Consider the following 22,963-nt stretch of genomic DNA (forward strand, 5'->3'; position numbering starts at 1 on the left):
AGCCACCAGATCGCTACGATTGCGGCACCTGACACCGCACGCTAACTTCAGATCGTCGCTGCCAACTCAGCGACCGGGCCTGATAACCCGGTATCATGCGCGCGTACCAGCGCCCCAGATCATGATTGCAGGCTTTTTTTGTGCCTGCAAAATCGTGCAATGGCGGCTGTGCGTGGGAGACCTTCGGGTCTGCCGGGTCGTGCATACCGGTTTATCAGCCTGCGCATAGCTGCCACCCATTCGCCTGATAACGGACGTGGCAGCTCTACTTTGATTCTGGAGTTTTTGCTCATGCACGTTATTGATCCGTCCAAAATTTGCACCCCTGCTGCACCGATCATCCCCCACCTCCACCCAACCACCGGAGGTGACACTCAATGACCAACCCTCAAGACCTTAAAACCATCGGTCTCACCCACTTCTCCTTCCACGCCAACCAATCTTTGTTCCGCATCAACGCCGGCGTCCCAGTGATCGAAGCCCTCTCTCACGCCTCCGACCTGCTCCATATCTCCAAACTCCTCGCCTCCGATGCTGCCATGGTCCGCGACACCGACAGACATGCCTGGGCGTCGCATTACTTGCAGGACATGAGCAAGGCGATTATCGATGACGTGATGAAGGTGCTTGGCGCACCGTGTAACAACCGCGCGTAAACGAAAAAGCCCCGCTCTTCGATCAGAGGCGGGGCTTTTCAATCCGATCTGCGTCGGTTTCCTGTAATTCAGCTCAAACTCAGGAAAACGTTGCGCGTTGCTCAGCCTCGTAATGTCGAGTCTGAAAAGGCATGAGGGCCTGAGCCTTTAGGCCCAGCCCTTCACTCAACCCCCAAGAGGCAGCGAGCTCATCACGGCGACGGCGAAGCGGTGCGGCTGCTTGTGGCTTTACGTCTGGCTTTAAGGTCGAGTATGCAAAAAGCTCAAGGGCATTGAAGGTTTCCAACACGCGGCTATCAGACACGCATGCAAAACGGGTGAAGCGCTCGAGCAAGTAGCCTGCACGACGAACCTCGACCTCATCTGAATGACTATTCAGAAAAGCCGAGACTTCACTTTCAAGGTTCGAGTCCGAATACCAGACAGCTTTGGCAGCGCTCACAAGCGCAACGTCATCTGCTTGATTCAAAGGGCTTTTGACCAGAGTGTCCAAAGCGGATGAGAGGACGTGGCCGCTAAGGGGCTTCGTCATCTGTATTCTCCAGATAGTTTTGCAAAATATTGTAGAGAACGGAGGTTGGTGGCTCTTTATTGCCAACATATACATCAATTGCCTGCAACGCCAGTCGGCGGAGCTCAGTGGTGAGTATGAAACCACTTCTGAGAAGCGCCATGATATCGCCAATGTCCTGATCTGTAGCTCTGCCTAGTTTAGAAATGGCAATGTCGATTGGCGATGCAATGTGAACGTGCAGAGGGGACTCAATCGGAAACTCGGCAAGTGGAAGACTTCGCTCCCAGTAGTCCTCGTGAACTGGCCCAAAGCTTGTGTTGTATTGAAGGTCGTAGTTCAGCTCCATCAATCGACCGGATCGCTCATCGACAAATTGTTCGGGAACCTCTGCGAGCATGGTTTGAAGGTGGAGACCTTTGGGGACATTTGCCTCGTAAATCTCGGCATCGACGTCCGTGGAAACACGGTGATTTGTATAGAGGTGAACTGCGCACCCACCGAACACGATAATTTTGACCGCCCCATTCTCTGCGGACTCAAGCAGCAGCTCCGCTTCAACAGACTTGAACATTGAAATCAAAGCCTGCCCTAGCGCCGTGCTCGTATTAACACGGGGAATGATTACGTCCGGCAAATCCATATGCAAACCTCTAACAACAAAACGCCAGGCAGCTATTGCAGCTGATTTGGCAGAGTCCCGAGGTTAGGAAGGCGACTTCCGACCGACAACCTGAAAGGTTTGTAGGAAGGTTCTGCAGCATGGGTAGGCTAAGCATAAACACTGGACTTCGCTTGTTCTTGCGCGCCTGTTTCGAGACCGGGCGTGCTGAACCGACTGAATCCCCCCCCAACAAAAAGCCCCGCCTCTTCTCTCGAAGGGCGGGGCTTTTCTTTACAGCATCCGACGCTTAAGGCGCGTACGTCAGCAACAACTCGCTCGGCACTTTGAAGTCCAAAGACATCATCACGCTCAACGCGGTAATGGTGAAGATCGAGAACACGAACAGCTTGCGTGCCCAGACCGTGTCATCCACTGCCTTGTAGCCGGTCCAGGCCATGTACAACCAGTACATGCCCATGGCCGCGGCGACAGCGAGGTAGCTCATGCCGGCGTAGCCGCTGAAGGTCAGCATCAAGGTCGCCACGAGGAACGCCAGGATGTAGAGCAGGATGTGCTTCTTGGCCACTTGAATCCCGCGCTTCACCGGCAGCACTGGAATCGATGCGGCCAGGTAATCGTTGAAGCGGAAGATTGCGATGGCGTAGGAATGCGGCATCTGCCACAGGCTGAACATCACCAGCAACGTCAGTGCGGCCATGTCGAAGCTGTTCGTCACAGCGACGTAGCCAATCACCGGCGGCATGGCGCCCGACAGACTGCCCACCAGCGTGCCGTGAACCGACTTGCGCTTGAGGTACAGGCTGTAGAAGCCGACGTAGATGACGAAACCGATCACCGCGAACATCGCGGCCAACGGGTTCGCCACTTTGTACAACAACGCAACGCCGACAACACCGAGGACGGTCGCGAAAATCAGTGCCAGTTTCAGGGAGATCAAGCCCTGGACCAGCACACGATTCTTGGTGCGTTCCATCTTCAAGTCGATGTCACGATCGATGCAGTTGTTGAACACGCAACCGGAAGCCACTACCAGGGAGGTGCCGATCATTGCTGCCAGGAAAATGGCCAGATCGACATGCCCTTTCGAGGCCAGGAAAAATCCGCCTGCCACAGAAAGCACGTTACCGAAAATGATCCCCGGTTTGGTGATTTGGATAAAGTGCTTCAAGGACATCCGGATTTACCTCAGTGCGCCATCATGTTGGTGTGGATGCTGAACATGATCCACAGCGACAGGCCAACCAGCAGGACAATCACGATGGCGGCGAAAACAAACGCAATCACGTTGTTACGCTGCGCGGCCGAACGGTCCAGGTGGAGGAAGTACACCAGGTGCACCAGCACCTGGATCACTGCGAAGGCCAGTACGATCCACAGGGTCATGGCTTTCGGCAGCGACGGGTACATCACCAGGCCGAAAGGAATGACGGTCAGGATCACCGACAGAATGAAACCGATAGCGTAAGACTTGACGCTGCCGTGGCCGGCGTCGTGGCTATCGTGGGAATGAGCGTTAGCCATTTACATAGTCCCCATCAGATAAACAACGGTGAATACGCAGATCCACACCACGTCCAGGAAGTGCCAGAACAGGCTCAGGCAGCTCAGACGGGTCTTGTTGGTCGCCGTCAGGCCGTTTTTCTGCACCTGATACATCATGATCGCCATCCAGATCAGACCGCTGGTCACGTGCAGACCGTGGGTGCCGACCAAGGTGAAGAACCCGGACAGGAAGCCGCTGCGGCTAGGGCCGTAGCCCTCGGAGATCAGTACATGGAACTCGTTGATCTCCATGCCGATGAAGCCGGCGCCGAACAGGAAGGTCATGCCCAGCCAACCCAGCACCTGGTTCTTCTTGCCCTTGAACAACGCCAGCATGGCGAAGCCGTAGGTGATCGAACTGAACAACAGCAGAGCGGTTTCGCCCAGCACGTAGGGCAGCTCGAAGATGTCGTGGCCCGACGGGCCACCCGCTACGTTGTTAACCAGTACCGCGTACACCGCGAAGATCGACGCAAACAGGATGCAGTCGGTCATCAGGTAGAGCCAGAAACCGAATACGGTCATCTCGCCCGAGTCGTGGTGATGGTCATCGTGCCCATGTCCATCGACATGGGTGTGTCCAGCATTGGTCACTAAGTTCGACATGGTTTAAGCCTGTTCCAACGAGGTTTCAACACGGGTGGCGGTGGCTGGGACTTTCCCGGCCGCTACCAGACGCTTGTGCTGCTCGGCTTCGATGCGTTCGATTGTCTCGACCGGCACCATGTAGCCTTGGTCATCACGTGCAGCGTGGATCACGAAGTAGACCACGGTGCCAACCAGGCCAACGATGGCCAGCCACCAGATGTGCCAGATCATTGCGAAACCGAACACGGTCAACAGAGCCCCCATGACCACACCGGTCGCGGTGTTGTTTGGCATGTGGATCGGTTCGTACCGGCTAGGCGCCTGATAGGCGGTACCGTTTTCCTTGGCTTCAGTGAACGGGTCGATGGATTCGGCTTTTGGCAGCACAGCGAAGTTGTAGAACGGTGGCGGCGACGAGGTCGACCATTCCAGCGTGTGGGCATTCCACGGGTCGCCGTGTTCGCACATGTTTTCTGGCTTGTTGCGATCACGCACGCTCACGTAGAGCTGGATCAGCTGGCAAGCGATACCCACAGCGATCATCACCGCACCGAACAGGGCCACGTACAGGTAAGGCACCCACTCAGGGTTGGTAGAGGCGTTCAGACGACGGGTCATGCCCATGAAGCCCAGTGCATAGAGCGGCATGAACGCGACGAAGAAGCCCGAGATCCAGAACCAGAACGCTGCCTTGCCCCAACCTTCGTGCAGCTTGAAGCCGAACGCTTTCGGGAAGTAGAAGGCAAAGCCTGCGATGTAACCAAATACCGCGCCGCCGATGATCACGTTGTGGAAGTGAGCGATCACGAACAGGCTGTTGTGCAGAACGAAGTCAGCACCCGGGATGGCCAGCAATACGCCGGTCATGCCGCCGATGGCGAAGGTCACCATGAAGCCCAGGGTCCACAGAACCTGGCTGGTGAAACGCAGACGGCCTTGGTAAATGGTGAACAGCCAGTTGAATAGCTTCACCCCCGTCGGGATCGAAATCAGCATCGTCGCCAGACCGAAGAAGGCGTTGACGCTGGCACCCGAACCCATGGTGAAGAAGTGGTGCAGCCAGACCATGAAGCCCAGGATCGAGATCGCACCCGATGCGTAGACCATCGAGTGGTGGCCGAACAGACGCTTGCCAGTGAAGGTCGAGATGACTTCGGAGAAGATCCCGAATGCCGGCAGAATCAGGATGTACACCTCGGGGTGACCCCAGGCCCAGAACAGGTTGACGTACATCATCGGATTGCCACCAAGTTCATTGGTGAAAATGTGGAAATCCATGTAACGGTCAAGCGTCAGCAGTGCCAGGGTAGCGGTCAGGATCGGGAACGAAGCGACGATCAAAACGTTGGCCCAGGTGCAGGTCCAGGTGAAGATCGGCATGTCCATCAGCTTCATGCCAGGGGTACGCATTTTCAGCACGGTGGCCAGGAAGTTGACCCCCGTCAGCGTCGTACCCAACCCGGATAGCTGTAGCGCCCAGATGTAGTAGTCCATCCCTACGCCAGGACTGTATTGCAGGCCCGACAGCGGCGGATAGGCAACCCAACCGGTCTTGGCGAATTCGCCGACGCCCAGGGACAGGTTGATCAGCACCACGCCCGATACCAGCAACCAGAAGCTCAGGGAGTTCAGGAACGGGTAAGCAACGTCACGCGCGCCGATCTGCAGCGGCACTGCAAGGTTCATCAGGCCGGTGAAGAATGGCATCGCCATGAAGATGATCATGATCACACCGTGAGCGGTGAAGATCTGGTCATAGTGTTCAGGTGGCAGGTAGCCAGGCGAACCCTCGGTGGCCATGGCCAACTGGGTACGCATCATGATGGCGTCGGCAAAACCGCGCAGCAGCATGACCATGGCGACGATGATGTACATCACGCCGATTTTCTTGTGGTCGACCGAGGTCAGCCATTCGGTCCACAGGTAGGTCCACTTCTTGAAGTAAGTGATCCCCGCGAACAACGCCAGACCACCGAGCGCGATCATGGCGATGGTTATCATCACGATCGGTTCGTGGAACGGGACCGCTTCCCAACTTAATTTACCAAACATCGTTTACTCCTCTGCCCCGGCAGCTGAATGCGAGTTCATGTCCATTCCTTGCGTAGCGGCCACTTCTTTCTCTTTCTTCTCGTGCTTGACCTTCGGACCCGGTTTCATGCCTTCGTACTTGTCGACGATGATCTGGAACAGGTTCGGAGTGACCGAGGAGTAGAGCTCGACTGGGTTGTTCTGGCTCGGCTTGGAAAGGGCTGCGTATTCAGCTTCTTCAAGCTGTTTAGGTGCCTTTTTGACTTCACTTACCCAGGCGTCGAAATCTTCCTGGGAAGTTGCGATAGCCTTGAATTTCATGCCAGTGAAACCAGCGCCGCTGTAGTTGGCGGAGATACCGTCCATTTCAGCGTTCTGGTTGGCGATCAGGTGCAGTTTGGTCTGCATGCCGGCCATCGCGTAGATCTGGCCGCCCAGGGCCGGGATGAAGAACGAGTTCATCACGGAGTCCGAAGTCACCTTGAAGTTGATCGGCGTGTGCGCCGGGAACACGATCTTGTTGACGGTGGCGATGCCTTGTTCCGGATAGATGAACATCCACTTCCAGTCCAGCGCGACCACTTCAATGGTGATTGGCTTGACGTCGGACTCCAGCGGCTTGTAAGGATCCAGCGCGTGGGTCGACTTGTAGGTGATGTAACCCAGGGCAATGATGATCAGTACCGGGATCGTCCACACCGCGATTTCGATCTTGGTGGAGTGCGACCACTTCGGCGTGTAGACGGCGTCCTGGTTGGACGCGCGGTATTTCCAGGCGAACAGGAAGGTCATGACGATGACCGGTACCACGACCAGAAGCATCAGCAGCGTTGCGGTGATGATCAGGTTTCGCTCATCCAGGCCAACCTGGCCCTTGGGATCGAGCAAGGTCATGTTGCAGCCTGACAGCAACAACGTGCCGAGCAGCGGCAATAAGCCTAGTAGTCTGGGGTACCTGTTTTTACTCATCTCACGACCTCTAAAGCAGCTTGCGCAATGCAGTTGGGTTTTGATCGCCAACACTTCACCCTGCCAAGGGTTGGCATTTTTCTTGGATTGAATAAGGGCTGCCCGTCGCGCGTCAGACGCTGTTCGACAAATCCTGGGCTAGCGGTAAGTTCTTATTCGAATTCGTGGTCAAAGGCCTTGTTACAGACCAATTCCATTTGGTGCGGGTAGTTGGAAGGCTCCGACACCCGGGAGTCGCACGAAGTGTTCAAGCTCCTCGACGCCCTGTTTTCCTGCTCATGGTGAGCAGTGCCGGAATTCAGTGCGGGCGATTGTAGATACGTAACGATTCATAAACCATGTCTCATCCCGAAATAATTTTTATCCATTCCAGCAACAATCATTAACGGTTTTTGCAAAAGTGCGGCATCTTATCGAAATTCATTCTCAACAAAAACACCAAAATTTGTAGGTCTACCGAGCGCAGTTCAGACAGCTATTAGAGCTCAAGCAGGCACTTCGACGATGCCCTAGCCCCTGTGACGCAAGGGCTCTGGCGATTCGCCAGCCCCTGTTAAAACTGCCTGTTTGCGTGCGATAGCCATTAAATCGGCAGACGCCTGAGTAGACCAATTTCGTTGCCAGGCTATGCACCGATCCAGCCCCGTGAAATGCCTTGCGACAGTCCCGCTGTGACAACATGTCGCACATGTGTCGCAGCCATTCTTGTCGGGCATCAAGGTCTTTTACCTGTGGACTGAAATGCAAAACGCCCCGACCTTCTCAACGAAGGCCGGGGCGTTTCAGGTTTCACTCAACGGTACGGCGAATAGCCTCAGCGCAGCGCCTTGCGGTTACGCGAAATGAGCAGCGGCACCAGCACCACGATCAGCACGAACGCCACCAGCGCCCACTGTGCCAGCGACAAACCGAGGATCGGCGGGTACGGCGTGGAGCAGAAGCCATCGACCTGGAAGCCCAACGGAAAGATCTTCGCCAGCGGCAGGCCGTCGACAATCGGTTGCAGCACATCAATGCCACAGCTGACCGCCGGGTAGAACTGGGTGTAGACGTGATGCCCGGCCACCGCGACGCCTGCGATGGCGCAAATCACCACCAGGGTTTCAAACACCGTGATGCTGCGACGGGTGCGCATCGCCGCGCCAATGAACGCAAACAGCGCAACCAACAGCAACGCATAACGTTGCAGGATGCACAGAGGGCACGGGGCCTCGCCCAGCACAATTTGCATGTACAGCGCGCCGCCGATCAGCGCCAGGCAGATGATGCCCAGCAACACCAGATAGCGCCGTTCACGTCCCAACCGCATCGTTTCCTCGCTCATCGCGTTTCCCTTGTAAAGATCGATTGCCCGGAAGTCTACACGCAGGCTCGAAGCTTTGAGAGCCTGGCGCGCTCCGCTGGTGATCGGGGAATAGACGATAAACCCGTTAAGGAGGGATTAACTTTCGAAGGATTTTTACGAATGAAGGCCGTGGTGCGGCTAATCGCGGGCAAGCCCGCTCCCACAGGTTTTGTGTTGTTCGCGCGATTGCGGGCAAACATAAAACCTGTGGGAGCGGGCTTGCCCGCGATTGAGGCGACTCGGTCTCCCGAGCCGCCACACAGCTTATTCCAACGCCGAAGCCGGGCCAAAAAACTCGTAACGGCTCTGCTTCTCCGGCACACCCAAGGCTTTGAGGTGACGTTTGATCGCCGCCATAAACCCTTTCGGCCCCAGGAAGTAAGCATCCAGGTCGCGCTGCTCTGGCAACCATTCACCCAACTGCTCGCGGCTCAACAAACCGACCTGATCCGCTGCCGGGCTCACGCCGTCATCTTCGGCGTAGCAATAGAAGCGTTTGAGTTGCGGGTGACGCTCGGCCAAACCATCGATCCAGTCGCGGAAGGCGTGAACGCTGCCGTTGCGTGCGCAGTGGATGAAGTGCACCGGCCGCTCGGTCGCCAACGCCGCTTCCAGCATCGCCAGCGTCGGGGTGATGCCCACGCCGCCACTGATCAGTACCAGCGGTTTGTCGCTGGCAGTCAGGGTGAACTCGCCCGAAGGCGGGAACAGCTCAATACTTGAGCCGACATGCAGCTGATCGTGCAAGTGGTTAGACGCGCGGCCACCGGTTTCACGTTTGACGCTGATGCGGTACTGGCCCTTGTTGGCCAACGCCGACAACGAGTAGTTACGACGAATCTCTTCACCATCGAGGATCAGTTTCATGCCGATGTACTGGCCCGGTTCAGCGGCCAGAATCGCGCCTTTGTCGGCAGGTCCGAAGTAGAACGAAGTGATTTCCGCGCTTTCCTCGACCTTGGCCGCGACGATGAATTCCCGCGCCCCGCGCCAGCCGCCGACGGCCTGTTCCTTTTGATCGTAGATGGTGGTTTCGGCACCGATCAGGATCTCGGCCAATTGACCGTAGGCCGCGCCCCAGGCGCTCATCACTTCAGGGGTGGCGATTTCTTCGCCCAGCACTTCGGAGATCGCACGCAGCAAGCAGCTGCCAACGATCGGGTAGTGCTCAGGCAGGATTTGCAGGGCCACGTGTTTGTTGATGATCTTGGCCACCAGGTCGCCCAACTGGTCGAGCTGATCGATGTGGCGCGCGTACATCAAAACGCCGTTGGCCAAGGCGCGTGGCTGATCACCGCTGGCCTGGTGGGCCTGATTGAACAGAGGGCGGACTTCCGGGTACTCGGAGAGCATCATGCGGTAGAAATGAGTGATCAGCGCTTCGCCACCGCTTTCCAGCAGCGGCACGGTGGATTTGACGATGGCACGGTCTTGAACGCTAAGCATAAAGTGACTCCTGGGCTACTTTGATTACTAACTGATAGCTCTATGCATATCACTTTCCATGCCAATAATTTAAATGTTTAAAATCAATAGCTTATAAACAGAGTAGTCATATCGACACAGACTGACTTATAGTCATACCGACTACACGGAGTCACTATGACTGCAAAATCATTGCTCACCGCCCTACTGCCGCTGGTCTCCGACCTTTCCCGCGAACTGCCCGAAGGCGAGCGCTATCGACGCCTGCTCGAAGCCATGCGCGCCCTGCTCCCTTGCGATGCCGCCGCCCTCTTGCGCCTTGATGGCGAATGGCTGGTGCCGCTGGCCGTCGACGGGTTGAGCACCGACACCCTCGGCCGACGCTTCAAAGTCAGCGAACACCCGCGCTTCGAAGCCTTGCTCAGCAGCCACGGCCCGACACGGTTCGCTGCCGACAGCGACTTGCCCGACCCTTACGACGGTTTGGTCGATGGCCTCGACGAGCATCTGGAAGTCCACGATTGCATGGGCTGCCCGTTGTTTATCGACGAGCGTCCGTGGGGTCTGCTGACCCTCGACGCCCTCGACCCGGGACAGTTTGAACCCATCGAACTGGACGCACTGGAAGCCTTCGCCAGCCTCGCCGCCGCCACCGTCAACGCTGCCGAGCGCATCGAACGCCTGGCCAATCGCGTTGAAGACGAGCATCAGCGCGCCGAGGTGTACCGTCAGGCCAGCGGCCAGCAGAACCGCGAGATGATCGGCCAGAGCAAAGCCCATAAACGCTTGGTGGAAGAGATCAGCCTGGTGGGCGGCAGCGACCTGACCGTGCTGATCACCGGTGAAACCGGGGTTGGCAAGGAACTGGTGGCGCAAGCGATTCACGCGGCATCGCTCCGGGCGGATAAACCGATCATCAGCCTCAACTGCGCGGCCCTGCCGGACACGCTGGTGGAAAGTGAATTGTTCGGCCATGTGCGCGGCGCGTTCACTGGCGCGATGAATGATCGGCGCGGCAAGTTCGAACTGGCCAATGGCGGCACGCTGTTTCTCGATGAAGTCGGTGAATTGTCGCTGACCGTGCAAGCCAAGTTGTTGCGGGTGCTGCAAAGCGGTCAGTTGCAGCGCTTGGGGTCGGATAAAGAACACCAGGTGGACGTGCGCCTGATCGCGGCGACCAACCGCGACCTGGCCGAAGAAGTGCGCAGCGGCCGCTACCGCGCCGACTTCTATCATAGGCTGAGTGTTTACCCGCTGCTGGTGCCGGCCCTGCGGGATCGCGGGCGGGATGTGTTGCTGCTCAGCGGTTACTTCCTGGAACAGAACCGTTCGCGGATGGGCCTGAACAGCCTGCGACTGAACAGCGACGCACAGGCGGCATTGCTGGCGTATGGTTGGCCGGGGAACGTGCGGGAACTGGAGCATTTGATCGGTCGCAGCGCGTTAAAAGCGCTGGGTAACTGCAAGGAACGGCCGAAGATTCTCAGTTTGGGTGCAGCGGATCTGGACTTGCTCAATGGCAGCGTTGAAATCGCCGCCCCCGAGCAACCGGTTGCGGCCCCGGTGGCGCTGGTGTCGGGGGATTTGCGTGAGGCGACCGAGAATTATCAGCGACAATTGATCAGCGCTTGCCTGGAACGGCATCACGACAACTGGGCGAGCGCGGCACGTGAGCTAGGCCTGGACCGGGCGAATCTGGGGCGGATGGCCAAGCGGTTGGGCATGAAGTGACGCAACCTATTGTGGCGAGGGAGCTTGCTCCCGCTCGGCTGCGCAGCAGTCGCAAAACCTGTAAATGCGGATAGCCTGATAGCACACAGGTCTGATTTGGGAGCGCTTCGCACTCCAGCGGGAGCAAGCTCCCTCGCCACAGGGGTTCGCCGTTGGGCCGGTAATGGGTATTTAGCCTAAAGCCTGCCCCCAACAAGTCGATAACCCGGCATCAATAGCTTTTGGCGACTTTTTACTCGCCCATCACCTTTTTCCACAGAAGGTTTTTATGTCCTCCACCAAAGCCCGCGCAGACTCACTTTCGCTTCTGCTGTTTACCTTGCGCAGTGGCAAGCTGATGGCAATCAACCTGCTGAAAGTCAGCGAAATCATCCCCTGCCCGCCGCTGACCAAGCTGCCGGAGTCGCACCCCCACGTCAAAGGCATCGCCACCCTGCGCGGCGCGTCGTTGTCAGTGATCGACCTCAGCCGTGCCATCGGCGAGCGGCCGCTGGAAGACCCGAACGGTGGCTGCCTGATCGTCACCGACGTCAGCCGCTCCAAGCAGGGCCTTCACGTTCAGGCCGTCAGCAAGATCGTCCACTGCCTGACCACCGACATCCGCCCGCCGCCCTTCGGCTCTGGCGGCGTGCGCTCGTACATCACCGGCGTGACCTCGGTCGACGGCACCCTGGTGCAAGTGCTGGACATCGAAAAGGTCATCCACGGCATCGCCCCGGCGCAGATCGAAACGGCCCCGACCGAACTGAGCATGGAAGACGCCGAAGTGCTGGGCAACGCGCGGATTCTGGTGGTCGACGACAGCCAGGTCGCACTGCAGCAATCGGTGCACACCCTGCGCAACCTCGGCCTGCAATGCCACACCGCCCGCAGCGCCAAGGAGGCCATCGACTGCCTGCTGGACCTGCAAGGCACGGCGCAGCAGATCAACCTGATCGTCTCGGACATCGAAATGTCGGAGATGGACGGCTATGCCTTCACCCGCACCCTGCGCGAGACGCCAGACTTCTCGCACCTTTATGTGCTGCTGCACACCTCTCTGGACAGTGCGATGAACAGCGAGAAAGCACGCCTGGCCGGGGCCAACGCGGTGTTGACCAAGTTCTCTTCGCCAGAACTGACCCGGTGCCTGATCGAGGCGGCCAAAGCCGTCGCCGAACAAGGTCACTGAGTCTTGGCCGAGGCATTTTGCTTTTTGATGCGGCGCAACCTCGCCGAGGCTGTGCCTGCGATCACTTGGCCTCACGGGATAGACATCGTCGAATACCGCCCCGAACTGGCCGAAGCTGTTCATCGTTTGATGGAGCTCGGTTATCAGGAAGGTGGCGGTCGTGTGCCGGCACTGGATGCCTGGCAACAGCGGTTTGAGACCGATCCTGAATACGATCCGAGCCTGTGTTTTATTGCGCTGGATGCCGAGGGTATTGTGGGTGTATGCCAGTGCTGGACCAGCGCGTATATCAAGAACCTGGTGGTGCATCCTCGGGCTCAGGGCCTTGGGCTTGGTCGTGCGCTGCTGCTGCATGCGTTCGAAGTGTTTCGGGATCGCCGGGAAGGTTTTGTGGATTTGAAGGTATTGGAAGACAACCTTCGGGCGCAGCGGTTGTATGACAGTGCCGGGATGTATGTCGTCCGCCGGGAACCGGTTCCGGCCTGACCCACCGCCATCGTCGGAACGCCGCCCGGAGCAAGCTCGCTCCCACAATGGATCTTCGTCGAACACAAAATCTGTGCCCTGTGCAGAACCAATGTGGGGCCCAGCCTGCTGGCGATGAGGCCGACACATTCAACCCAAAACCATCAGGCATACTCCTCCCCTCGGCCAACTCAATGCCCAAGGATGCCCGACCCATGAAAGCCACAACCCTGACCTTCCTCTGCCTCTCCGCCCTCGCCACCCAGGCCCACGCCTCCAGCCCCGACGCCTGGGCCGCCTACGACAAAGCCGTGCTCGCCAGCTGCACCAAAGCCAGCGGCCTGAAAAACGCCAAACCCGTCGGCAAAGCCGCGCAGTTCGACGACCGCGTCGACTACACCGCACTCCTGCTGCAAGGCCAATACCCGCAAAAACACATGAAAGGCCAGCAAGGCACCGAGTTGTGTCTCTACAACAAAAAGACCAAAACCGCCTACGTCACCGAATGGGACTCCATCCGCCCCACTGCCAAAGCCCAGTGACTGGCGCATAACTTGCTTCGAATCGCGCCTTTGCGGTGTCTTTCTGGCGCCGTTTCACGCCCTCGGAAGCGACCGATCGCTCAATGAATACGACTTTTTCCTGCGTAGGTTGCGGCAAATGCTGCAACGATCACCACGTGCCCCTGACCCTGGCCGAAGCCCGCATGTGGGCCGCCGACGGCGGTCAGGTGATCGTGCTGGTGGAAGGTTTTCTGGGCAATGGCTTGGGCCTGCCGGTGCAGCAACGCGAACACGCCGAACGCCGTTCAGTGGTGGTTCGAAGCGGCACGTCCGAGGCTTACGTGGCGATCACTTTTGCCGCCTACAACGTCGGTCCCTGCCGGAATCTTGACGAAGACAACCTCTGCCGCATCTACGAACGCCGACCACTGGTGTGCCGCATCTACCCGATGGAAATCAACCCGCACATCTCACTGAACACTGCGGTGAAGGAATGCCCGCCCGAGTCATGGGAAAAGGGCCCTGACTTGATCATCGGTGGTGAGCTGGTGGATCAGGAACTGGCAGGATTGATCCAGCGCTCACGTCAAGCGGATCGCGATGACATTCAGACCAAGGATGCGATTTGCGGGTTGCTGGGGATTCGGACGACAGCGTTGAAGGGCGATGGGTTTACGGCTTATCTGCCGGATATGAATGCGTTTGCCACGGTCATTGATCAGCTTGCCGGGAAACCGCTGGCGGGCGCAGGCAGTGATTGGCAGTTTCATGTGTCTGGCGACGATATCGCCGGGCAAGTGCAGGCGGCTGGGGCGCAAGTGGCGACTGAAGCGCCGGTGAACTATGCGTTTATATCGTTGCGGGCGGCTTGATCCAGAAGATATGTCGCCTGTTATGGCCCCATCGCGGGCAAGCCCGCTCCCACAGGTGATCTCTATAGGACACAGATTTTGTGTACGACGAACATCCACTGTGGGAGCGGGCTTGCCCGCGATGAGGCCATTACAGGCACCGCAGAAGCTGAGACTCAGCGCTTACCCATCGAACGACGAGTGCCCGGAGGCGCAGCCCCCGGCGTCTTGGTATGGCCATTCTTCGCGCCATTCTTGTACCAAGGCTGGCTGGCGTTCTTCGCGGCGGCCAAATCACCCGGTTTGAACGGGAACTTGAACGCCGGGATCGCGGCTTTGGCTTCGCTGTCTGCGCTGGAGTCGACGCTGTCTGGCAGGTCTGCCTGGTCGTCGCTCAAAGCGTCGGCAACCGGCGGTTGTGTCGGGGAAGTCATGAAAGCTCCGGGTGATGCAAAAGAGTCGGGCCCGGTCAGCGAGCCGCGAAAGGCGGCAGTATACCTGTCTCGAGAGCAGCAAGCTTCACGCCGCAAGCGAGTCCGTCGGGTTTTGTGCAACGGACACACCGTAAATCGCGAGCAACCCCCGCACCCGTAGGAGCGAGGCTTGCCCGCGAAGAACGATTACGCGGTCAACCTGACCGAACGCCATCTACGCCGGAAGCTCAACCCTATCCAACACCCGATTCACCGCCAACTCCGCCAGCATGATGACCTGCTGAATCGCCAACACCGTATGGCGCTGCGGCCCCACCAGATTCGCCGCAAAATCACTGCTCATCACACTCGCCGACGCCAAAGACTCACAGGCATGGGCCAACAGGCTTTCTGAATCAATATCGGGAACCACCATAAACATGGTGCTGGGGCAGCGGGGTTTTGCGGCGTATTGCTCGGGTGGATCGAGGTAGTAATCGAGAGCGCGTTTTATGGCTTCGCGGTCTTTGATGAGCGCTTCGGTGTGGGTGGACTCGTCGCTGGGAGTGGTGGTGTCGATGGGTGGATCGGGGATTAACTTATCCATACAAACTCCTACTGAAATGGGTGCCACCATTCGCCGGATCTCACGCGGCGAATAGGAGGCAGCTATGTGCAGTGTGAGATCACCGGTAGTAGGCACCCGGCCAGACCGAAGTCTGCCCGCACACAGCCGCCATAACGCATTTGCAGGCAGCGGATAAGCTGGCGCCAATTATGGTGGCATTGGCGCTAGATGCATACTAATAGCCGGGGATCTCACGCCCGGTCGCTGAATTTGCAGCGACAGCCAAAGGTTAGAGAACACGCTTCCTACCCGGCAACCTGAAAAATGCGTGGGAAAACGCTGTGTTTTTTACACATCTTTCAACACACAAAAATGGAACGCGGAGCGTCCCGGGCGGCATTCCCACGCGGAGCGTAGGGAACGATCAATCGGGGACAGCAGAAAGAAATTGGTCGGCTGTCAGGCCGCCATCGCTGGCAGGCCAGCTCCCACAATGGATCGGCGTACACCGGTCGCTTTTCACCACTCAATAGGCCGAGCGTTAGCTCGCCTGCAGCTCTTGATCTTGATCTACCCGCCCCTTTCGGGAGGCTGAGTGGAGGTGTTCATCCGGGGAGTGGCGCGCAGCGCCGTTCGACGCAGTCGAACACGCTGCATGTAGGTGCAGCGAAGCCAACCGGAGGGCAGTGTCCCCGGATGGATACCGGAGCGAAGGTACGCCGAGCCTTAGCGAGGGGCCGGACGCTTGGGGCGAGCGTTTTTTTGCTTACTTTTTTTAGGCGTTTGTAAAAAAAGTGAGTCGCCGTAAGGGCGAAACCATAAGCGGCCGTTACCGCAGAAATGGATATGTACACCCGAAAGAGCCTGGTCGGCTGTCAGGCCGCCAAGGTCAAAAACATCACAGACTAAAGCCCCAAACTGTCAGCGCCGTCAGTTAGCAGTCACCTTCCTGACCAGCGAACAGGTTTATAAAGGAAGGTACAAACCTGACCCCACTCCCGACCACCCAGCCCGGCGCCCCACTCGCATGCGAATTCAGAAAAAAACCGCCTTCATCGCAGGTCTGCTGATCGCCTTGGCAGCGCTGGGCACCTGGTACCTCACCAAACCCGCCACCGCCAAACTCGCCGCGCCCACAGCAATCCCGGTCCGAGTGGTCAGCGTCACCGAAAAAGACGTCCCCCGCTACGTCAGCGGCATCGGCTCAGTCCTGTCCCTGCACAGCGTAGTGGTCCGCCCGCAAATCGACGGCATCCTCACCAAAATCCTGGTCAAAGAAGGCCAACTGGTGAAACAAGGCGACCTGCTCGCCACCATCGACGACCGCTCGATCCGCGCCAGCCTCGACCAGACCCGGGCACAACTCGGCGAAAGCCAGGCACAACTGCAAGTCGCGCTGGTCAACCTCAAGCGCTACAAACTGCTGAGCGTCGACGACGGCGTATCCAAACAGACCTACGACCAGCAACAAGCCCTGGTCAACCAACTCAAAGCCACCGCCCAAGGCAATCAGGCGTCAATCGACGCTGCCCAGGTGCAACTCTCCTACACACAGATTCGCTCCCCGGTCACCGGTCGCGTCGGTATTCGTACAGTCGACGAAGGCAACTTCCTGCGCATGACCGACACCCAGGGTTTGTTCACCGTGACCCAGATCGACCCGATCGCCGTGGAGTTCTCCCTGCCGCAGCAAATGCTGCCGACCCTGCAAGGCCTGATCGGCGACCCCGAGCGCGCACAAGTGAAGGCCTACATCGGCGCCGACACCGACGGCGAAACCGGCAACCTGCTGGGCGAAGGGCACCTGACCCTGATCGACAACCAGATCAATGCCAACACCGGGACCATCCGCGCCAAGGCTGAATTCAATAATGCCGGGCAGAAACTCTGGCCGGGCCTGCTGGTGACGGTAAAAATTCAGACAGCGTTGGATAAAGATGCACTGGTGGTCCCGCCCACCGTCGTTCAGCGTGGCCTCGATCAACATTTTGTGTACCGGGTCAACGGCGACAAAGTTGAAACCGTCACTGTACAAATGGTTTACCAAGGCAGCGGTCAGGACATCATCAAAGGCGTCAAACCGGGCGACGTGCTGGTCAGTGACGGCCAATCGCGGCTCAAACCCGGTTCGACCGTGCAGGTGCTGACCGAACCGCCGCAAGTGGTGCAATCGGAGTCGAAGCCATGAAGGGCCACGGTTCTGTCTCGGCCTGGTGCATCGATCATCCGGTAGCGACGATCCTGCTGACCTTTGCCCTGGTATTGCTCGGCGTCATCGCCTTCCCGCGCCTGCCGATTGCGCCGTTGCCGGAAGCTGAGTTCCCGACTATCCAGGTCGCCGCGCAATTGCCCGGCGCCAGCCCCGAAACCATGGCGTCATCGGTGGCCACGCCGCTTGAAGTGCAATTCAGCGCCATCCCCGGCGTGACCCAGATGACCTCGAGCAGCGCCCTCGGCTCGACCAACCTGACCCTGCAATTCACCCTCGACAAAAGCATCGACACCGCCGCCCAGGAAGTGCAGGCCGCGATCAACACCGCCGCCGGCAAACTGCCGAAAGACATGCCGAACCTGCCGACATGGCGCAAGGTCAACCCGGCCGACAGCCCGGTGCTGATTCTCAGCATCAACTCGACGCAAATGCCCGGCACTGAACTCAGCGATCTGGTGGAAACCCTGCTCTCGCGTCAGATCAGTCAGATCGACGGCGTAGGCCAAATCAACATCACCGGTCAGCAACGTCCGGCGATCCGTGTTCAAGCCTCCGCTGACAAACTCGCGGCCATCGGCCTGACCCTGGCGGACATTCGTCTGGCGATCCAGAACACCAGCCTCAACCTGGCCAAAGGTGCGTTGTACGGTGAGTCGAGCATTTCGACACTGTCGACCAACGACCAGCTGTTCCACCCCGAGGAATACAGCCAACTCATCGTTTCCTACAAGGACGGTGCGCCGGTTCATCTCAAGGATGTCGCCAAAGTCGTCAACGGTTCGGAAGATGCCTACGTGCAAGCCTGGGCCGGTGATAAACCGGGGGTGAACCTGGTGATTTCCCGGCAACCGGGGGCCAACATCGTCGAAACCGTGGACCGGATTCAAGCCGCCCTGCCCGGCCTCGAAGCCATGCTGCCGGCCTCGGTGCAGGTCAAGGTGCTGGTCGACCGCACCCAGACCATCCGTGCCTCGCTGCATGAAGTGGAAATCACCCTGCTGATAGCGATCATGTTGGTGGTGGCGGTGATGGCGCTGTTCCTGCGCCAGTGGTCGGCGACGCTGATTGTTTCCGCCGTGCTGGGTGTTTCGCTGGTCGCCAGTTTTGCCCTGATGTACATCATGGGCTTCAGCCTGAACAACCTGACGCTGGTGGCGATCGTGGTGGCCGTGGGGTTTGTGGTCGACGATGCGATTGTGGTGGTGGAGAACATTCACCGTCACCTGGAGGCCGGCGACGGCATGCGCGAGGCGGCGATCAAAGGCGCCGGCGAGATTGGTTTTACCGTGGTCTCGATCAGTTTTTCGCTGGTGGCGGCGTTCATTCCGCTGCTGTTCATGGGCGGCGTGGTCGGGCGGCTGTTCAAGGAATTCGCCCTGACCGCGACGTCGACGATCATGATTTCGGTGGTGGTGTCGCTGACGTTGGCGCCAACCCTGGCCGCGCTGTTCATGCGTGCGCCAGTGCATCACGCCCACAGCAAACCCACGTTCGGCGAACGCTTGCTGGCCGGCTATGAAAAACTGCTGCGCCGCGCCCTCGCCCACCAGAAATTGATGATCGGCGTGTTCTGCCTGTCCCTGGGCCTGGCGATTGCCGGTTACATCTTTATCCCCAAGGGTTTCTTCCCGGTGCAGGACACCGGTTTTGTCCTCGGCACCACCGAAGCCGCTGCTGATATTTCCTACGGCGACATGGTGAAAAAACACTTGGCGATGGCCGAAATCGTCGCCGCAGATCCAGCGGTCGCGGCGTTTTCCCACTCGGTCGGCGTGTCGGGCAGTAACCAGACCATCGCCAACGGCCGCTTCTGGATTTCCCTGAAAAAACGCGGCGACCGCGACGTCTCGGCCAGCCAGTTCATCGACCGGATCCGTCCGCAACTGATGAAAGTCCCGGGCATCGTGCTCTACCTGCGCGCAGGCCAGGACATCAACCTCAGCTCTGGCCCGAGCCGCGCGCAGTACCAATACGTGCTCAAGAGCAACGACGGTGCGACGCTCAGCACCTGGACCCAGCGCCTGACGGAAAAACTGCGCGCCAACCCTGCATTCCGCGACATTTCCAACGACCTGCAACTGGGCGGCAGCATCACCCACATCAGCATCGACCGCAGCGCCGCCGCGCGTTTCGGCCTGACGGCCAGTGATGTCGATGAAGCGCTGTACGACGCCTTCGGCCAACGCCAGATCAATGAATTCCAGACCCAAATCAACCAGTACAACGTGATTCTGGAACTGGACACCAAGCAACGCGGCAAAGCCGAAAGCCTCAATTATTTCTACCTGCGCTCACCGCTGAGCGGGGAAATGGTGCCGCTGTCGGCGCTGGCCAAGTTCGATGCGCCAACGGTCGGCCCGCTGTCCATTGCCCATGACGGCATGTTCCCGGCCGCCAACTTGTCGTTCAACCTGGCGCCCGGCGTCGCGTTGGGTGATGCGGTGATCATGCTCAACCAGGCCAAGGTCGATATCGGCATGCCGGCGGCCATGAGCGGCAACTTCCAGGGGGCGGCGCAAGCGTTCCAGAGTTCGCTGGCCAGTCAGCCGTGGCTGATTCTGGCGGCGCTGGTGGCGGTGTACATCATTCTCGGCGTGCTCTACGAGAGCTTCGTCCATCCGCTGACCATCATCTCGACCCTGCCCTCGGCGGGGCTCGGGGCGGTGATCATGCTGTGGATTTGCGGCCAGGATTTTTCAATCATGGCGCTGATCGGGCTGGTGTTGCTGATCGGCATCGTCAAGAAAAACGGCATTCTGATGATCGACTTCGCCCTCGACGCCCAGCGCAATCGTGGCCTGCCGCCGGAAGAGGCGATTTACCAGGCCTGTATCACGCGGTTCCGACCAATCATCATGACCACCCTCGCCGCCCTGCTCGGCGCGCTGCCGCTGATGCTCGGTTACGGCACCGGCGCCGAATTGCGCCAACCACTGGGGATCGCAGTGGTCGGCGGCTTGCTGGTGAGCCAGGCGCTGACGCTATTCACCACTCCGGTCATATACTTGTGGCTTGAGCGGCTGTTCCATAAGCCCAAACCCGCACCGATGCCGGCGCTGGCAACCACAGACTGAGGCGGGGTCATGCGCGTTCTGATTATCGAAGACGAAGAAAAAACCGCGGACTATTTGCACCGCGGCCTGACGGAACAGGGTTACACCGTGGACCTCGCGCGCGACGGCGTCGAAGGCCTGCACCTGGCGCTGGAAAGCGACTACGCGGTGATCGTCCTCGACGTAATGCTGCCGGGCCTCGACGGCTTCGGCGTACTGCGCGCCTTGCGTGCGCGCAAGCAAACCCCGGTGATCATGCTCACTGCCCGCGAGCGTGTCGAAGACCGCATCAAAGGCCTGCGTGACGGCGCCGACGATTACCTCGGCAAACCGTTTTCGTTCCTCGAACTGGTGGCGCGCCTGCAAGCGCTGACCCGGCGCAGCGGCGGCCATGAACCGGTGCAAGTCAGCATCGCCGACCTGTGGATCGATTTGATCAGCCGCAAGGCCACCCGCGCCGGCACCCGGCTGGACCTGACCGCGAAGGAGTTCTCGCTGCTCAGCGTACTGGCCCGTCGGCAGGGTGAAATCCTTTCGAAAACGGCGATTGCCGAGATGGTCTGGGACATCAATTTCGACAGCGACGCCAACGTCGTCGAAGTCGCGATCAAACGCCTGCGGGCCAAACTCGACGGGCCGTTCGACGAAAAACTGCTGCACACGATTCGTGGCATGGGTTATGTGCTGGAGAGCCGCGGTGTCCAGTAATTCGATTGCCCTGCGCCTCAGTGGAATGTTCACGCTGGTGGCGCTGCTGGTGTTTCTGTTGATCGGCTGGGCCTTGTACCAGCAGGTCGATAAAGGCCTGGGTCTGTTGCCCGAGGCTGAGCTGGACGCGCGTTACAGCGTGCTCGAATCCACGGTCGGGCGTTACGGCACGCCTGAGCATTGGGTGAAGATCAACAACAAACTCAAGCTGCTGGGTGAAGAAGACAAGCGCATCAGTTTCTGGATCATCAGCGGCGATCCGCACTACGAATACGGCAACCTGACGCCGCAGATCCGCGCCTTTGCCGAAGGGCCGCTGGGCATGCGCGACATGACGTTGCCGGACCAGCCTTATCCGCTGAAAGTGCTGGTCAGCCAGTTCCCGGCCAAGGATCAACGACCGCCGCTGCGCTTCATGATCGGCATCGACACCGAGACGTTTTTACAGACGCAGCATCATTTGCTGATCGCGCTGATCAGCCTGGCGATTGTCGGTGTGCTGCTGGCGTCGGCGCTGGGTTATTGGGTGGCGCGGATTGGTCTCAAACCCTTGATCAAGTTGTCGCAGGAAGCCCAGCGACTGGCGCCGCCCTTGCGTTCCGGGCGCTTGCGCTTATCGCCGTTGCCGCCGGAGCTCAATCAGTTCGTCAATTCGTTCAACTCGACGCTGGAGCGGGTCGAGCAGGCCTATTCGCGCCTTGAGTCGTTCAACGCCGACGTCGCCCACGAACTGCGCTCACCCCTGACCAACCTGATCGGCCAGACCCAGGTCGCGCTGACCCGCGGACGCTCGGCGGAACACTACTTCGAAGTGCTGCAATCGAACCTCGAAGAGCTGGAGCGGCTGCGTTCGATCATCAATGACATGCTGTTTCTTGCCAGTGCGGATCAGGGCAGCAAGGCGACCAAACTGACTTCCACCTCGCTGGCCGATGAAGTGGCAACGACTCTGGAATATCTGGATTTCATTCTTGAAGATGCGCAGGTTCAGGTGCAAGTCAGTGGTGATGCGCAGGTGCGCATCGAGATTGCTCATCTGCGCCGGGCGTTGATCAATTTGCTGAGTAACGCGGTGCAGCACACCGAGCCCGGGCAAGTGATTGAGGTGCGGATCGAGGTTGAGGAGCATCAGGTGAGCATCGGGGTTGCGAACCCTGGATCGCCGATTGCCAGCGAGCATTTGTCGCGGTTGTTCGAGCGGTTTTATCGGGTGGATGCGTCGCGCAGCAACAGCGGGAACAACCATGGGCTGGGGCTGGCAATCGTCAAGGCGATTGCGTTGATGCATGGCGGGGATGTGTTTGTACGCAGCGACCACGGCATGAACACTTTCGGCATCCACCTCCCCGTTTAACCCTTTCCCTGTGGCGAAAGGGCTTTAGATCGTTCCCACGCTCCGCGTGGGAATGCCTCAACGGACGCTCCGCGTTCGGCTTTGGATGGGACGCGGAGCGTCCCGGACTGCATTCCCACGCGGAGCGTGGGAACGATCAGTGCGCAACTGTTGCTTTTAGCGCAACAGTCCTTTCATGAATCCGCTCTTTTTCCCCTCTCCAATCCCCCTTATCTTTGCCCGCACCAAACAGCACTTGCCAA

21 protein-coding genes are annotated in these 22,963 nt (G+C 58.8%); 10 read left to right on the forward strand and 11 right to left on the reverse strand.

The features are described from left to right. Positions 1 to 377 precede the first annotated feature (377 nt). Positions 378 to 656: a DUF3077 domain-containing protein gene (locus ACYZT8_RS24395; protein WP_461976608.1), complete on the forward strand. Its 279-nt coding sequence runs from the start codon at positions 378 to 380 to the stop codon at positions 654 to 656. A gap of 79 nt (positions 657 to 735) precedes the next feature. Here ACYZT8_RS24395 and ACYZT8_RS24400 read toward each other — a convergent pair whose 3' ends face one another. The 9 genes from ACYZT8_RS24400 to hmpA form a co-directional block, all read right to left on the reverse strand. After that, positions 736 to 1,188 carry a hypothetical protein gene (locus tag ACYZT8_RS24400; RefSeq protein ID WP_461976610.1) on the reverse strand — a complete coding sequence of 151 codons (453 nt, stop codon included), beginning with the start codon at positions 1,186 to 1,188 and terminating at the stop codon, positions 736 to 738. Beyond that, the gene (locus ACYZT8_RS24405; RefSeq protein WP_461976612.1) at positions 1,172 to 1,810 is read right to left on the reverse strand and encodes a DUF6036 family nucleotidyltransferase; all 639 of its coding nucleotides are present in this window, start codon (positions 1,808 to 1,810) and stop codon (positions 1,172 to 1,174) included. Before ACYZT8_RS24405 ends, ACYZT8_RS24400 begins: the two co-directional genes overlap by 17 nt. Before the next feature lie 268 nt (positions 1,811 to 2,078). After that, positions 2,079 to 2,966, reverse strand: a complete 888-nt coding sequence (cyoE, locus tag ACYZT8_RS24410; protein ID WP_461976614.1) for a heme o synthase — start codon at positions 2,964 to 2,966, stop codon at positions 2,079 to 2,081. Between the two features lie 11 nt (positions 2,967 to 2,977). Beyond that, positions 2,978 to 3,313 carry a cytochrome o ubiquinol oxidase subunit IV gene (gene cyoD, locus ACYZT8_RS24415; RefSeq protein ID WP_096481055.1) on the reverse strand — a complete coding sequence of 112 codons (336 nt, stop codon included), beginning with the start codon at positions 3,311 to 3,313 and terminating at the stop codon, positions 2,978 to 2,980. Next, complete coding sequence (locus ACYZT8_RS24420; protein WP_461955624.1) at positions 3,314 to 3,940, reverse strand: cytochrome o ubiquinol oxidase subunit III; 627 nt, start codon at positions 3,938 to 3,940, stop codon at positions 3,314 to 3,316. Between the two features lie 3 nt (positions 3,941 to 3,943). After that, positions 3,944 to 5,974 (reverse strand): cytochrome o ubiquinol oxidase subunit I, encoded by a 2,031-nt coding sequence (cyoB, locus tag ACYZT8_RS24425; protein ID WP_461976617.1) that lies wholly within the window; start codon positions 5,972 to 5,974, stop codon positions 3,944 to 3,946. 3 nt (positions 5,975 to 5,977) lie between these two features. After that, on the reverse strand, positions 5,978 to 6,922 hold the full coding sequence (cyoA, locus tag ACYZT8_RS24430) for a ubiquinol oxidase subunit II (protein ID WP_109634678.1): 945 nt from the start codon (positions 6,920 to 6,922) through the stop codon (positions 5,978 to 5,980). Positions 6,923 to 7,736: 814 nt separating this feature from the next. Next, a complete protein-coding gene (locus tag ACYZT8_RS24435) occupies positions 7,737 to 8,246 on the reverse strand; it encodes a disulfide bond formation protein B (protein ID WP_461976619.1) in 510 nt (169 codons plus the stop codon). A gap of 285 nt (positions 8,247 to 8,531) precedes the next feature. Then, a complete protein-coding gene (gene hmpA / locus ACYZT8_RS24440; RefSeq protein ID WP_461976621.1) occupies positions 8,532 to 9,713 on the reverse strand; it encodes an NO-inducible flavohemoprotein in 1,182 nt (393 codons plus the stop codon). A gap of 156 nt (positions 9,714 to 9,869) precedes the next feature. On the opposite strand from hmpA, the gene norR reads away from it, so the two are divergent. The 5 genes from norR to ACYZT8_RS24465 all read left to right on the forward strand — a co-directional run bounded on the left by norR (position 9,870) and on the right by ACYZT8_RS24465 (position 14,434). After that, a complete protein-coding gene (norR, locus tag ACYZT8_RS24445; protein ID WP_461976623.1) occupies positions 9,870 to 11,423 on the forward strand; it encodes a nitric oxide reductase transcriptional regulator NorR in 1,554 nt (517 codons plus the stop codon). A gap of 268 nt (positions 11,424 to 11,691) precedes the next feature. Then, on the forward strand, positions 11,692 to 12,594 hold the full coding sequence (locus tag ACYZT8_RS24450; RefSeq protein WP_461976625.1) for a chemotaxis protein CheW: 903 nt from the start codon (positions 11,692 to 11,694) through the stop codon (positions 12,592 to 12,594). Positions 12,595 to 12,621: 27 nt separating this feature from the next. Continuing rightward, positions 12,622 to 13,080: a GNAT family N-acetyltransferase gene (locus ACYZT8_RS24455; protein WP_461976627.1), complete on the forward strand. Its 459-nt coding sequence runs from the start codon at positions 12,622 to 12,624 to the stop codon at positions 13,078 to 13,080. A 194-nt stretch (positions 13,081 to 13,274) separates the two neighbouring features. Further along, positions 13,275 to 13,601, forward strand: coding sequence for a hypothetical protein (locus tag ACYZT8_RS24460; protein ID WP_461976629.1), 327 nt, complete (start codon positions 13,275 to 13,277; stop codon positions 13,599 to 13,601). A gap of 83 nt (positions 13,602 to 13,684) precedes the next feature. Beyond that, positions 13,685 to 14,434, forward strand: a complete 750-nt coding sequence (locus ACYZT8_RS24465; RefSeq protein ID WP_461976631.1) for a YkgJ family cysteine cluster protein — start codon at positions 13,685 to 13,687, stop codon at positions 14,432 to 14,434. 155 nt (positions 14,435 to 14,589) lie between these two features. Here the strand turns inward: ACYZT8_RS24465 and ACYZT8_RS24470 are convergent, their stop codons facing one another. Further along, positions 14,590 to 14,847 carry a hypothetical protein gene (locus ACYZT8_RS24470; protein ID WP_028620828.1) on the reverse strand — a complete coding sequence of 86 codons (258 nt, stop codon included), beginning with the start codon at positions 14,845 to 14,847 and terminating at the stop codon, positions 14,590 to 14,592. A gap of 214 nt (positions 14,848 to 15,061) precedes the next feature. Then, positions 15,062 to 15,433 carry a DUF6124 family protein gene (locus ACYZT8_RS24475; RefSeq protein ID WP_461976633.1) on the reverse strand — a complete coding sequence of 124 codons (372 nt, stop codon included), beginning with the start codon at positions 15,431 to 15,433 and terminating at the stop codon, positions 15,062 to 15,064. A 988-nt stretch (positions 15,434 to 16,421) separates the two neighbouring features. On the opposite strand from ACYZT8_RS24475, the gene ACYZT8_RS24480 reads away from it, so the two are divergent. The 4 genes from ACYZT8_RS24480 to ACYZT8_RS24495 are packed head-to-tail and all read left to right on the forward strand — an operon-like array spanning position 16,422 to position 22,721. Next, positions 16,422 to 17,582, forward strand: coding sequence for an efflux RND transporter periplasmic adaptor subunit (locus ACYZT8_RS24480; protein WP_461976635.1), 1,161 nt, complete (start codon positions 16,422 to 16,424; stop codon positions 17,580 to 17,582). Then, the gene (locus ACYZT8_RS24485; RefSeq protein ID WP_461976637.1) at positions 17,579 to 20,680 is read left to right on the forward strand and encodes a multidrug efflux RND transporter permease subunit; all 3,102 of its coding nucleotides are present in this window, start codon (positions 17,579 to 17,581) and stop codon (positions 20,678 to 20,680) included. The genes ACYZT8_RS24480 and ACYZT8_RS24485 overlap by 4 nt, the downstream gene beginning before the upstream one ends. Positions 20,681 to 20,689: 9 nt before the next feature. Further along, positions 20,690 to 21,367, forward strand: a complete 678-nt coding sequence (locus tag ACYZT8_RS24490) for a heavy metal response regulator transcription factor (protein ID WP_007916978.1) — start codon at positions 20,690 to 20,692, stop codon at positions 21,365 to 21,367. Then, positions 21,357 to 22,721, forward strand: coding sequence for a heavy metal sensor histidine kinase (locus ACYZT8_RS24495; RefSeq protein WP_461976639.1), 1,365 nt, complete (start codon positions 21,357 to 21,359; stop codon positions 22,719 to 22,721). Before ACYZT8_RS24490 ends, ACYZT8_RS24495 begins: the two co-directional genes overlap by 11 nt. Positions 22,722 to 22,963 lie beyond the last annotated feature (242 nt).

It is taken from the genome of Pseudomonas sp. LB3P93 (assembly GCF_054898025.1).